Origin of the sequence: Streptomyces sp. NBC_01288 (genome assembly GCF_035982055.1) — a bacterium.
Classification (GTDB): domain Bacteria; phylum Actinomycetota; class Actinomycetes; order Streptomycetales; family Streptomycetaceae; genus Streptomyces.
The window spans coordinates 5,366,073-5,378,172 of sequence record NZ_CP108427.1; the positions used below are offsets into that span (position 1 = coordinate 5,366,073).

Here is a 12,100-nt window from a genome sequence, read left to right on the forward strand (position 1 = left end):
CCCTGTTACCGCACCTTGCCGACCGCGGAGGCCATCTTGCCAACCTGCCCGCGACGTGTCACGCGAGGGAGTCTAAGGGCAGTCCTTGTGCTCGCGGAGTGAGATGAGAGGGAGGTCGCACGGTGAAGTGACGTAGAACGTGTGACCGAGCGCTAACCGGCCACCGATCCTCGGCGTCTTCAGCGGCCTCCGGTTGTCTCTAGCGACGGGCGCCGAGGTCGGGCAGCAGCGGAACCATCCCGTTCCAGCGGGAGATCTCGCAGCCGTTGCTCCGGTCGTACGTCGCGTCGACCGGGCGTCCGGCCCAGGTGCCGGTGACATGGGCGGTGGCCGGGCCGCCGTAGATCATCGTGCACAGGCTGTCCGGGGGCACCGGTGCGAAGGGGTCCTTTCCCCACTGGGTGTTGCGGCCGACGGCCGCGCAGGCGCCGGTCACGTCCGGGTGGGTGCCGCCGCCGGGGTGGCAGTACAGCTCGCGCGTCCCGTCGGCCGCGCCGCCCGCGTGCCGGACGGTGACGGTGAGGTGGTCGCCGCCGGACCGGTCCTCGTCGCGGACGGGCGGTGGCGCGAGGGTGCGGGGCGCGGCCGGGGCGGCCCGCGCGAGGGCGACGGCGGGCACCGCGGCCGACGAGCCGACGGTGGCGGCGGACGCGGCGACGATCACGAGGAGACGGTTGACCTGCGACATGACCTGACTAACGCCCGCCGCCCCCGGACGTTGCGGACCCGGCGGCCGGCATCAACGGCTTTGCCCTGCGGGCCGCCTGCCTAGTACCGTGGGAGGCGATTGGTGACACCGCGCTCGTCTGTGTCATCATCTGCACGCACCTTCCGCGCTCGCGCGGGTGGTTGTGCTGGAGGCGTCGCCTAGTCCGGTCTATGGCGCCGCACTGCTAATGCGGTTTGGGACGCAAATCCCATCGAGGGTTCAAATCCCTCCGCCTCCGCACCTCGTCGAAGCCCCGGTCCGCGCGACCGGGGCTTCGGTCGTTCCCGGAACCCCTCCGTAAGGCCGTTTTCGCAGCTCACAAGGGGTATGGCTAACGGATTTCACATGGCGGCGGCAGTCATGTAATGTTCTTCCTGTCGCCGCGAGCGGGCCGGAAGGGCCGGGAACGACGAAGGAAAACAAGAGAAAACAAGCACTCGTAGCTTAACGGATAGAGCATCTGACTACGGATCAGAAGGTTGCAGGTTCGAATCCTGCCGAGTGCACATCTGACGAGAGGCCCCGGAGTGATCCGGGGCCTCTCGCGTGTGCCCCGGCGGCTGTTTTTCGAAGGCCCGCGGCGGTTCCGGGACGGGTCCGGGAACGGCCAGGTCAGGGGCGTGAGGGGTACGTCCGGGGCGGCGCCGTGGTTCCCGGTTGCCCGATCTGTGATGAACAAGCGATGTGGACGGCCTCAGCGAGTGGCGTGTCTAGGCCCATACTGGAGTCAATGACAAAGCCAGCTGCACCGAAGCGCTATTTGCCCACCAGTCCCTTCAAGGCCCCGGCCGCGGCGGCACCCAAGCAGTTCGCCGTGGGCGACCAGGTCACACACGACATGTACGGCCTCGGCCGGGTCATCGGCATCGAGGACGGAATCGCGGTGCTCGTCGACTTCGGGTCGGTCCAGGAGCGCATCCTGAGTCCGTACGCCAAGATGAGCAAGCTGTAGGACCGCTGTGCCCGGTTCACGGCACACCAGGTCCTAGCGGCCTGTAACGAACGGGAGACCTCTCATCGAACTGACCTCGCTGTTCTCCGCCCCGGAAGGGGCGTCCCGCCAATCCAGCGCGGGATCGCCCCCTCCGGCGACGAACCCCTTCCAGGCCCCGGACTTCGGGGAGGACGAGTCGCTGCTGCTCGACGACGGGCAGGCACCCTTCTCGGACATGGACGAGGCTTTCCGCAGGGCGGGCTAGTTCAAGGCGGGCAGGGCTTCCACGGTCAGGTCCGGCGAAGCCCGTCAGTCGACGACGAGCCATTTCTCCAGCGGTCCTTCAGCGACCCCGCGGACTCTCAGCGAGCCTCCGCCGGCCACCCCGTGGCGCGGAACACGGCGACGGGGTCCAGATAGTCGCGCCAGTGCGTCACCTGCCGGTCCTTGACGGTGAGCACGGAGACGAAGTGGTTGTCGTAGGCCCGCCCGGTGCGGACAGCCCGTCCGTGCACCGCGTACTCAAGGACGACCACGGACGTCCCGGGGTCCCGGTGGACGGCCAGTTCGTCCGCGCTGTGCAGCAGCATGACGTCGCCGTAGCCGCGATACAGGTCCGCCACCGCCCCGCGTCCCTCAACCCGGCGCGGGTAGCCGGGCACGGACACGACGTACTCGACGACCACGTCCTCGGCCAGGAGGTCGAAGAAGTGATCGCCGTCGACGAGCCCCGCGAGCCCCTCCCGGACGATCCGGAAGAACGGGTCGAGCGCCGCGAACTCGCCCGTGTTCTCGACGTGTTCGGACTCGGCCATGGTCACTTCGCCCCCGCCCGGCGCACCCAGGCGCCGGCGTTGCGCCGCGCGAAGTCGTCGAAGCCGGCCGGCGCTCGGCCGGTGACCTTCTCGATGTCGTCGTTGGGCGTGGAACCGTTCCCGGAGACGATGGCGCCGGTCAGCCAGCGGAGCATCACCGCGTAGTCGGCGGGGACGATCCCGGCCGCGACCGCGCCGCCGATCCACGCCTCGGGGTCGATGTCCTGGTGCCGGACGGGCCGGCCGCTCACGGCGGTGATGGTGTCGGCGACCTCGGCGACGGTGAGGGCCCGCGGTCCGGTCGGCGCGTACGACGCCCCGGCATGGGCCTCGGGATCGAGCAGCGTCTCCACCGCGACGGCGGCGATGTCGCCCGCGTCGACGAACGCCTCCCTACGGCCGCCGGTCGGCACCGTGATCACACCGTCGACGACCGGCAGGTGCGCGTCGCTGAAGTTCTGCATCACCCACGCGGGACGCAGGATCGCGTGCGTGAGGGTGTCGCGGGCGGCGAGATCGTCCTCCACGGCCCTGATGTCGACGTCCGGGGGCGCCAGTTGGCCGCCGTAGGTGCTGAGGTACGTGACGTGACGTACCCCCGCGGCCACGGCGAGGTCGAGGAACGCGGCCACCTGGTCGGCGTAGGAGATCCGCAGGACGGGGGTGACGAGGTAGAGGCGGTCGACGCCGGCGAGGGCGGCGGGGTGGGTGGTGGGGTCGTCCCAGTCGAAGGGCACGTCGGCGCCGTGGCGGGCGGCGGTGCGGGCGGGCAGTCCCCGTTCGGAGAGCCGCCGTGCCAGGAGGGAGCCGGTCCGGCCGGTGCCGCCGAGGACGAGTGCGGTGGGAGGTGATCCAGTCATGGCTCCATCGTGGGAGCGCGGAGCGGGCGGATCAATGCGTGAATCGCTTGATTCATTACGTCAGACGCTCGAAGGAACCCTTGCCGGAGCCTTCTGACGGATACTGATCGGGTGGACATACTGCACGATCGCCTCGCGCGGGCCCGCGCCTCCAGTGCCGTCTTCGCGCGGACGGTGGCCGAGCCGCCGTGGGGACTGCGGCTGGCCGGGTCGATCCAACTGGCCGTGCACACCGTCGTACGGGGGCGGGGCTGGCTGTGGCTGGACGACCCCGGCGGCGCGGTGGAACTGGTACCGGGTGAGGTGACGCTCGTGCGCGGCGGCCCCGACCACCACATCGGGCACGAGCCGGGCGCGGACTGCCTCGAACCGGAGGAGTTCCGAGACAGGCATGCCGGCGACGGGAGTTCGGAGGATCCGCGGGCGACGGTGTTCCTCTGCGGGGCGTACCGGTTCTCGGGTGACATCGGCGCCGGGCTGCTGGAGGCGCTGCCGCAGGTGCTGACGCTTTCGGCGGCGGTGGGGGATCCGTTGCGGGACGTGATCGGGCTGCTGTCCCACGAGTTGGCGACGCCGGCGCCGGGCGAACCGGGCGGGCCCACGGTTCTGGACCGGCTCCTGGACGTCCTCCTGGTGCTGGCCATCCGCAACGACTTCCGGCGCAGCCCCAACGCGCCCCGCTGGTACCGGGCGTGCGCGGACCCCCGCCTGAACGCCGCGCTCCAGGCCGTCCACGAAGACGCCGGCCACCCCTGGACGGTCCCCGAACTCGCCGCGATCAGCGGCCTGTCGAGGGCCGCCTTCGCCCGCGCCTTCCGCGACGCCCTCGGCCAGACCCCGATCCAGTACCTGACCGACTGGCGGATGGCCCTCGCCCGCGACCACCTCCGCACCGGCGACCTCCCCCTCACGGCCATCGCCCACGCCGTCGGCTACACCTCGCCGTACGCCTTCGCGGCAGCGTTCACCCGCCGGCACGGGGAACCGCCGGGGAGTTGGCGGCGACGGGAGTCACACCTCGCGAACGACCTTCACCCGTACGCCCATTGACACCCTCAGGGGGTCCGGTTCAGCCATGGTCACCCACCGCCAGGAGCACACCGCCCACTGGACGCGGTACTTCGCCGACCGGGGTCACGGAGACGTCCAGCCGCTCGCCGCGGGCGTCGAGGGAGCCGTCTACCGGCTCGGCGACGGGATCGTCGGCAAGGTGTGGAGCGGGCGGCGGCCGGTCGGGGTGGAGCTGATGCGGCGGGTGTACGCGGACATCGCCGGGCACGCGGCGCTGTTGCCCTTCGCCACGCCGGAGATCCTCGGTGTCGAGGAGCATGACGGGGTTCTGGTCACCTACGAACGGGAGTTGGGAGGCGTCCCGTTGCGTGCCGACTCGGCGGTCGTGGCGCCGGGGCGGGAGTTGGCCGCGCGGGAGACCGACGCCCTGTTGACGGTGCTGCGCGGGCTGGCCGCCGTGCCCGGTACGGAGGCCATGCGGCGGCTTGTCGTGCAGGGTGACGACCGGCCTCTCTGGGAGGGGCACGGCCGTTTTCCCGACGCGCTCGCCGATCTCGTCCGGCGGGCCGTTCGCCGGCACGGTGGTCTGCTCGCCGCCCGGGTTCCCGGCCTCGCGGGCATCGTGCGCGAGACGGTGGAATCCCTGGGGGCGCTTCCGGACGGCGGGCCGGTCGGCGTCGTGCACGGTGACCTAGTGCCGCCCAACGTCCACGTCGACGACACCGGCGCCCCTACGGCCGTACTCGACTTCGGGTTCTTCACCACCGCCGGCGACCCGGCCTTCGAGGCCGCCGTGGCAGCCGCCGTGTGGGACATGTACGGGCCGTACGCGGATCGGCACACCGCCACCCTCACCCGGTTGTTCGCCGAGGAGTTCCGGTACTCGCCCGCCACGCTCGTCCTCTATCAACGGGCGTATGCGCTGGCGACCTACGACCTGTTCTCGTCGGACGGGGGCGACGGGCATTTCCGCTGGTGCGCCGGGGTCCTCACGCGGCCGCGCTGAACGCGGGGGTTGCCACCGTCGGCCGTACCGCGATCGCGACCGGAGCCGAGGCGCCGCGGTCGGCGAAGACGAACAGGCGGAGGACCAGGAAGCGGCCGATACCGGCGAGGCCGGAGGCGGTGAGGTAGACGGCCTGTTCGGTGAGCATGCCCGGGGAGGACTGGACGGTGTGGAGGACGAGTATCGCCGCGGACGTCGCCGCGTAGGCCGCCGTGGCCGATCCCGCCGACTGCCAGTGCTCGCGCCAACCCGGGCGGCGGCCGGTGCCGAAGGTGAACAGGGCGTGCAGTTCGGTGCAGAGGACGGTCGAGGCGATCGTGATCAGGGCGTTCGCCGCCGCCCAGGGCATCAGCGCGGCCAGCAGCGGTACCGCCGCGCTGGACAGGACCCCGACACCGCCGCCGCACACCACGAACCTGACGAAGGACGCGAACGGGGCGGGCTTCATGGGATTTCCCTCCGTACGGCGGCTGTTGGGCCTGCGCCGACCCTCTTGACCGGCTGAGGTCAACGATGCCGTCGTACGGTTCCGGGCACGATGGAGCGGTCTCCCGGACCGTGGGGGGAGTGGGCTGTACCTACGGGGTCGGGTTAGCCCCCCTACGCGGTTGGGCCGGCCGGCTCACAACTCCTTGTCCCTGGCCCGGAGTTCCTCCATATAGTCCTGCGCCAGCGTCGACGTCCGCGTGAACCAGTCGTTCAGTACGGCGATCTCGGCGGGGGAGTAGTCGGCGAACTGGGCGTTGAGGCGGTCGTAGTAGGGGCCGTAGAGGGCGACGACTCGGGTCACCGCGGCCGGTACCGAGGCGACGCGGACGCGGCGGCGGTCGGCCGGGTCGGGGACGCGGGTGATGAAACCGGCGCGTTCCAGGCGGTTGAGGATGCCGGTCACCGCGCCCGTCGTGACGTGGACGTGTGCGGCGAGATCGCCCGCGGTGAGGAGGTGCTCGCCGGACCTGATGACGTAGGCGAAACAGACGAGATCGGTGACGTTCAGGCCCAGCCGTTCGGCCATTTCCTGCTGGCCGAGCTGGGCGGTGGCGATGAGGGAGTCCATCGCGTCCAGCGCCTGGGCCGGGGTGGGGGTGTGCGCGGTCTCCGCCCTCCAGATCGGGGTCGGGCTGGGGATCGTCGCGGCGGGCGTCCTGGTGACGTGGGCGCTGCATCTCACCGGCTGGGGGAAGCCGCCCGGGCGCCGGGACCGGGCGCAGTGGGGGATGCGGGTGCGGGACCCGTCGGCGCGGGCGGGACATGCGGGGTGTGTCGGGTGCCGGCTGGCGGGGCGGGGGCGGGCGGCCGAGGAGTACACGGCCGAGGAGCGCGCGATGGCGGTCGTGCCGCGCGAGTCCGCCCCGGCCGGTGGAACCGCGGGCTGACGCGGTTGTCAGTGCCGCCGTCTAGTCTCGTGAGCGATGGCACAGACATCACGGGCATCACAGACGTGGAAGTGCTCGGGGCTGCGGTGGGCGGTGGACGGACCCGAGCTGAAGTGGGACGGCGGGCGCGGGAGCCCGTTGCCCCGGGGGAAGCGGGTGGCCTTCGAGGTCGCGGAAGGGGGCGGGCGGACATGTGTGGGGGCGCGGAGGCACGCCTGCCCGGTGCGGGCGGCCGTGCCGGAGCGGAGCACGGGCGCGCGGTGCGAGGAGTGCGCGCGGCTGGACCGGGCGCACTCGGTGGCCGCCGACACCATCGCGGACGACCCGCGGCCGTACCACGTGTACCTGGCCTGGTTCGGCCCCGGCCTGCTCAAGGTCGGCATCACCGCCGAAGAACGCGGCTCCGCACGCCTGCTTGAACAGGGCGCCGTCTGCTTCAGCTGGCTGGGCCTCGGCCCGCTGATGGCGGCCCGCCGCTCGGAGGAACTGCTGCGCGCCGCCCTACGGGTCCCGGACCGGATTCCCTACGGCGAGAAGCGCGTCGTCCGTTCCGCGTTGCCGACGTCGGCGGCGGAGCGGGCCGCCGAGATCGCCGACCTGCACACCCGCGCCCTCGCGCTGCGCGAATGGCCGGAGTCGCTCCACCGCGAGCCGTACCGACCCGTGGACCACGTCGACGTCTTCGGCCTCGCGGGACTCCCGGCCGCCGTCGGTGAGGTGAGCGGGCTGGTCGCGGGCGGGGTGGTGAGCGGGGAGGTCGTCGCGGTGGCGGGACCTGACCTCCACCTCGCGACCGGGCGGGGGGTGGTCGTGCTGGATACCCGGCTGATGACGGGGTGGGAGTTGATCCCGGCCGGGGGTGAGGCCGGGGGTGATGGGGGTGACACGGGTGGATTCACCGTGCCGGTACGGGAGTTCAGGCGGGAGGTGCCGGGGGTGCAGGAGGGGTTGTTCTGACGCCGGGCTGAAGTGACCGGGGTTATGGGGCGGCCGCCGGGGTCGCCGGGGTCGTCGGGCGGCCGGAGTAGTCGTCGGGCGGTGGGGATGTCGGGCAGCCGCCGTAGTCGTCAGGCTGTGCGGGAAGCGGGAAGCGGGAAGCGGGAAGCGGGAAGCCGGAAGCGGGAAGCGGGAAGCGGGAAGCGGGGAAGCCGGAAGCCGGGAAGTCGGGAAGCCGGAAGCCGGGAAGCCGGAAGCCGGGAAGCCGGAAGCCGGGAAGTCGGGAAGCCGGAAGCGGGGAAGCCGGAAGCGGGGAAGCCGGAAGCGGGGAAGCCGGAAGCCGGCAGCGGGCAGTCGGAAGCCGGCAGCCGCAGTAGGCATCGGGAAGTGCGGGAAGCGGGCTGGGAGGGAGTCGTCATGGAAGTCCCCGTCACCGTCCAGTGGGTTCGGACCTCCTGGACGAAGCGGTCGCGTGGCGGTGAGGCCGCCGCGCGGAGGAACGCGGTGCCGGTCGGGTTCGTCCTGCCGGACGATGCGCTGCCGCTCGCCCATGTCGTCGAGATCCGGGAGTGGGAGGACTTCACGCCGTGCGAAGACCGGGCGGAGTTGAGGCGCGTCAGCGCCGAACTCCGTCGCGTGGACGGCCGGTTGCGGGTGCTCCCCCGCGTGATGCACGAGCTGCCGCCCAGGCCCCGCAGACTTCCGGCGGTACGGCTCGTGCCGGGGCAGTGGGTCCGGTGGCAGCTCAACTACCGACTCAGCAGCGCGGTCGTTGTGCGGGACTGGTCGTACTGGCTGGACACCTTCAACATCGCCTATGGGCCGGTGACCGCCGACGTGTTTCTGGGGACGCCCGACTTCCATGTGGATGAGCAGGGGCCGGTTCGATAGGGAGGATCAAGACGTGGATGCTGAGGCGGCCGAAGCAGTCGAGGCAGTCGAAGGGGCTGAAGCAGCCGAAGTGGCCGAAGTCCGGGCGTTCTGGCGGCGGCTGGGCCTCCCCGGGCTGATCGACGTGCACACCCACTTCATGCCCGAGCGGGTGCTGCGCAAGGTCTGGGACTACTTCGACGCGCTCGGTGCGGCGACCGGCGGAGCACTGGAGTGGCCGATCGCGTACCGGAAGGAGGAGGCGGAACGGGTCGCGCTGATAAGGGAGTTCGGAGTACGCGCTTTCACCGCCATGCTCTACCCGCACAAGCCCGGTATGGCCGAGTGGCTCAACGGCTGGGCCGTCGACTTCGCCGCGCGCACACCCGACTGCCTGCACACCTCGACTCTCTTCCCGGAACCGGGAGTCGACGACTATGTGCGGCGCGCCCTCGACGCCGGCGCGCGGGTGTTCAAGGCGCATGTGCAGGTCGGGGCATACGACCCGGACGATGAACTCCTCGACCCGGCTTGGGGGTTGCTCGCCGAGAGCGGGACGCCCGTCGTGATCCACTGCGGATCGGGGCCCGCCGCACCCGGCAAGCACACCGGGCCCGAGCCCATCGGGCGGGTACTTGCCCGGCACCCCCGGCTGCGACTCGTCCTAGCCCACATGGGGATGCCGGAGTACGAGGACTTCCTGGACCTGGCCGAGCGGTACGGGGAGGTGCGGCTGGACACGACGATGGCGTTCACCGACTTCAGCGAACGCCTCGCGCCCTTCCCGCCCCGCGCACTCCCCCGGCTGGCCGCGCTCGGCGACCGGGTGCTGCTGGGCAGCGACTTCCCGAACATTCCGTATCCGTACGTTCACCAGCTGCACGCCCTGGAGCGGCTGGACCTGGGCGAGGACTGGCTGCGCGCGGTCTGCCACGACAACGGGGCGCGGCTGTTCGGACTGTGAGGGCGAGCTGAGAGTCCCACGGGTACGGGTGATGCGTGGAGAACGTGGAGACGCGGGGGAGGTCGGGGCGGGTGCCGGAGCGATGCACGGCTCTGTGACCGTTGAATGAGCGCTGGGAAAGCGGTTCCAAGGTGTTCCCTGAGTGGTCCCTGTGAGTTTCTCAGGAAAATCACAGACTCCGGAAAGCGTGTTCTTAGGGGACCCCGACAAGGTGTCCACTATGACCACGACCTCGCCCCAGGGGCGCACCGAACTGCTGAGGCCGGACGGGAGCCCCGTCCGAGTGCTTGTGGTGGACGACGAGCTGTCGATCACCGAGCTGCTGTCCATGGCCCTCCGATACGAGGGCTGGCAGATCCGTAGTGCGGGTGACGGGACCGGCGCGATACAGACCGCGCGCGAGTTCCGGCCCGACGCAGTCGTCCTCGACATGATGCTGCCGGACATGGACGGCCTGACCGTTCTCGGGCGGATGCGCAGAGAGCTGCCGGACGTGCCGGTGCTGTTCCTGACGGCGAAGGACGCCGTCGAGGACCGTATCGCCGGACTCACCGCCGGCGGCGACGACTACGTCACCAAGCCCTTCAGCCTCGAAGAGGTCGTCGCCCGGCTGCGCGGACTGATCCGCCGCTCCGGTGCCGCCGACCGCCGCTCGGACTCCGTACTGGTCGTGGGTGACCTCACCCTCGACGAGGACAGCCACGAGGTGTCGCGGGCCGGGGACGGCATCCACCTCACCGCGACCGAGTTCGAGCTGTTGCGCTTCCTCATGCGTAATCCCCGGCGGGTACTCAGCAAGGCGCAGATCCTCGACCGTGTGTGGTCGTACGACTTCGGTGGGCAGGCCAATGTGGTCGAGCTCTATATCTCGTATCTGCGGCGCAAGATCGACGCCGGTCGTGAGCCGATGATCCACACCCGGCGCGGTGCCGGTTACCTGATCAAGCCCGCGGCGTCATGAGCGGGCGACGACGGCCGCGTGCGCAGAAGAAACGAGCGGGTAAGCCGCGCACCCTGCGGACCCGGCTCGTCGTCGCGTCCGTGACGCTGATCGCGGTGGTGTGCGCGGTGATCGGTACGGTGACGACGCTCGCGCTGCGCTCCCATCTGTACGACCAGCTCGACGGCCGGCTCGGCGAGGTGTCGGCCCGTGCCTCGGGCGGCTTCGGGCCGCCCGGTGACGGCAAGGACGGTGCCCCGCCCGAACAGCAGGGCAAGACGGCTCAGCAGAGCAAGGCGGCCCAGCAGAAGGGCAAGGCCGTCGTTCTCTCCGACTTCGTCGCCCGCGGGCCGCAGCCGGAGGGCACGGTCATCGCGAGTGTCAAGAACGGTTCCATCACCGACGGCAAGGTCGGCGAGAAGAAGAAGGACAGCAGCAGCGGCGTCTTCAACATGAGCCCCGTGGCGCTCACCAGCGCTCAGAAGAGTGCGCTCAACGAGGTGTCCCAGGACACCGCGGCGCACACCGTGGAGCTCCCCGGGCTGGGTGACTACCGCGTCAAGTACGTCTCCGGCATCAACGGCAGCTACTACGTCGCCATCCCCACCTCGGACACCGAAAGCACCATCAACACCCTGATCCTCGTCGAGGTGAGCGTCACCGCCGCCGGCCTCGTCGCCGCCGCCATCGCCGGCTACGTCCTCGTCGGCGTCGCCACCCGCCCCCTGCGGCGCGTGGCCTCCACCGCCACCCGCGTCTCCGAACTCCCCCTCCACACCGGCGAGGTCACCCTCAACGAACGTGTCCCCGAGTCCGAGACCGACCCGCACACCGAGGTCGGCCAGGTCGGAGCCGCGCTCAACCGGATGCTCGACCACGTCCACGGCGCCCTGCACGCGAGACAGCAGAGCGAGATGCGGGTACGGCAGTTCGTGGCCGACGCCAGTCATGAGCTGCGGACGCCACTCGCCTCCATCCGGGGATACGCCGAGCTGACCAGGCGCGGGCGCGAACAGACCGGGCCCGACACCAAGCACGCCCTCGGCCGGATCGAGTCCGAGGCGGGTCGTATGACCCTCCTCGTGGAGGATCTGCTCCTCCTCGCCCGGCTCGACGCGGGCAGACCGCTCCAGTTCGACCAGACCGACCTCATCCCGCTAGTCGTGGACACCATCAGCGACTCGCGCGCGGCCGGCATGGACCACAACTGGCGGCTCGACCTGCCCGACGAACCGGCCCTCGTGTCGGCGGACGCGGCCCGTATCCAGCAGGTCCTCATCAATCTGCTGGGCAACGCCCGCAAGCACACACCGCCCGGTACGACGATCACCGCACGCGTGCAGCGGCGCGGCCCGTGGATGTGCGTGGACGTAGAGGACAACGGCCAGGGCATCCCGTCCGATTTGCTGCCGCATGTCTTCGAGCGGTTCGCGCGCGGCGACTCGGCGCGTTCCCGCTCCACGGGATCGACGGGTCTGGGCCTCGCCATCGTGCAGGCGGTCGCGACCGCGCACGGCGGAGCCGTCACCGTGGACAGCGTTCCCGGACGCACTGTGTTCACCGTGCATCTGCCCGCGCTGGCACCCGCTGTGCCCACGCCCGCCCCCGAAACGAATTGGCAATCGCACTCACAGGCACAGCACAGTGCCACCACATGGGTGCAACAGGGCGCTTGAGGA

At 70.8% G+C, this 12,100-nt stretch carries 14 protein-coding genes and 2 tRNA genes; 11 read left to right on the forward strand and 5 right to left on the reverse strand.

Annotation, left to right across the window (positions count from 1 at the left end; all coding sequences use genetic code 11):
* Positions 1-199 precede the first annotated feature (199 nt).
* The gene (locus tag OG194_RS24020; protein ID WP_327402884.1) at positions 200-688 is read right to left on the reverse strand and encodes an SSI family serine proteinase inhibitor; all 489 of its coding nucleotides are present in this window, start codon (positions 686-688) and stop codon (positions 200-202) included.
* A 168-nt stretch (positions 689-856) separates the two neighbouring features.
* Between OG194_RS24020 and OG194_RS24025 the strand changes: the two genes are divergently transcribed.
* The 3 genes from OG194_RS24025 to OG194_RS24035 all read left to right on the forward strand — a co-directional run bounded on the left by OG194_RS24025 (position 857) and on the right by OG194_RS24035 (position 1,661).
* Positions 857-947, forward strand: a tRNA-Ser gene (locus tag OG194_RS24025).
* A 195-nt stretch (positions 948-1,142) separates the two neighbouring features.
* A tRNA-Arg gene (locus tag OG194_RS24030) sits at positions 1,143-1,215 on the forward strand.
* 224 nt (positions 1,216-1,439) lie between these two features.
* On the forward strand, positions 1,440-1,661 hold the full coding sequence (locus OG194_RS24035; protein ID WP_026150079.1) for a hypothetical protein: 222 nt from the start codon (positions 1,440-1,442) through the stop codon (positions 1,659-1,661).
* A gap of 344 nt (positions 1,662-2,005) precedes the next feature.
* Here the strand turns inward: OG194_RS24035 and OG194_RS24040 are convergent, their stop codons facing one another.
* Both OG194_RS24040 and OG194_RS24045 read right to left on the reverse strand, forming a co-directional pair.
* Complete coding sequence (locus OG194_RS24040) at positions 2,006-2,458, reverse strand: nuclear transport factor 2 family protein (protein ID WP_327402885.1); 453 nt, start codon at positions 2,456-2,458, stop codon at positions 2,006-2,008.
* Between the two features lie 2 nt (positions 2,459-2,460).
* Positions 2,461-3,318, reverse strand: a complete 858-nt coding sequence (locus tag OG194_RS24045; RefSeq protein ID WP_327402886.1) for an NmrA family NAD(P)-binding protein — start codon at positions 3,316-3,318, stop codon at positions 2,461-2,463.
* A gap of 111 nt (positions 3,319-3,429) precedes the next feature.
* Here OG194_RS24045 and OG194_RS24050 point away from each other — a divergent pair, with 111 nt between their 5' ends.
* Together OG194_RS24050 and OG194_RS24055 are read left to right on the forward strand one after the other, a co-directional pair.
* Positions 3,430-4,368 carry an AraC family transcriptional regulator gene (locus tag OG194_RS24050; protein WP_327402887.1) on the forward strand — a complete coding sequence of 313 codons (939 nt, stop codon included), beginning with the start codon at positions 3,430-3,432 and terminating at the stop codon, positions 4,366-4,368.
* A gap of 25 nt (positions 4,369-4,393) precedes the next feature.
* Positions 4,394-5,335 carry a phosphotransferase family protein gene (locus OG194_RS24055; RefSeq protein WP_327402888.1) on the forward strand — a complete coding sequence of 314 codons (942 nt, stop codon included), beginning with the start codon at positions 4,394-4,396 and terminating at the stop codon, positions 5,333-5,335.
* Here OG194_RS24055 and OG194_RS24060 read toward each other — a convergent pair.
* Positions 5,319-5,783: a GtrA family protein gene (locus OG194_RS24060; RefSeq protein ID WP_327402889.1), complete on the reverse strand. Its 465-nt coding sequence runs from the start codon at positions 5,781-5,783 to the stop codon at positions 5,319-5,321. The genes OG194_RS24055 and OG194_RS24060 overlap by 17 nt on opposite strands.
* 174 nt (positions 5,784-5,957) lie before the next feature.
* A complete protein-coding gene (locus OG194_RS24065; RefSeq protein WP_327402890.1) occupies positions 5,958-6,392 on the reverse strand; it encodes a MarR family winged helix-turn-helix transcriptional regulator in 435 nt (144 codons plus the stop codon).
* On the opposite strand from OG194_RS24065, the gene OG194_RS24070 reads away from it, so the two are divergent.
* The 6 genes from OG194_RS24070 to OG194_RS24095 all read left to right on the forward strand — a co-directional run bounded on the left by OG194_RS24070 (position 6,379) and on the right by OG194_RS24095 (position 12,097).
* Positions 6,379-6,711, forward strand: a complete 333-nt coding sequence (locus OG194_RS24070; RefSeq protein WP_327402891.1) for an HGxxPAAW family protein — start codon at positions 6,379-6,381, stop codon at positions 6,709-6,711. The genes OG194_RS24065 and OG194_RS24070 overlap by 14 nt on opposite strands.
* Before the next feature lie 36 nt (positions 6,712-6,747).
* Positions 6,748-7,668: a DUF2797 domain-containing protein gene (locus OG194_RS24075; protein WP_327402892.1), complete on the forward strand. Its 921-nt coding sequence runs from the start codon at positions 6,748-6,750 to the stop codon at positions 7,666-7,668.
* A 396-nt stretch (positions 7,669-8,064) separates the two neighbouring features.
* Positions 8,065-8,538, forward strand: coding sequence for a hypothetical protein (locus OG194_RS24080; RefSeq protein WP_327402893.1), 474 nt, complete (start codon positions 8,065-8,067; stop codon positions 8,536-8,538).
* A 13-nt stretch (positions 8,539-8,551) separates the two neighbouring features.
* The gene (locus OG194_RS24085; protein ID WP_327402894.1) at positions 8,552-9,481 is read left to right on the forward strand and encodes an amidohydrolase family protein; all 930 of its coding nucleotides are present in this window, start codon (positions 8,552-8,554) and stop codon (positions 9,479-9,481) included.
* A 220-nt stretch (positions 9,482-9,701) separates the two neighbouring features.
* Positions 9,702-10,442, forward strand: coding sequence for a response regulator transcription factor (locus tag OG194_RS24090; protein ID WP_327402895.1), 741 nt, complete (start codon positions 9,702-9,704; stop codon positions 10,440-10,442).
* A complete protein-coding gene (locus tag OG194_RS24095) occupies positions 10,439-12,097 on the forward strand; it encodes a HAMP domain-containing sensor histidine kinase (RefSeq protein WP_327402896.1) in 1,659 nt (552 codons plus the stop codon). The genes OG194_RS24090 and OG194_RS24095 overlap by 4 nt, the downstream gene beginning before the upstream one ends.
* The last annotated feature ends 3 nt before the right edge of the window (positions 12,098-12,100 follow it).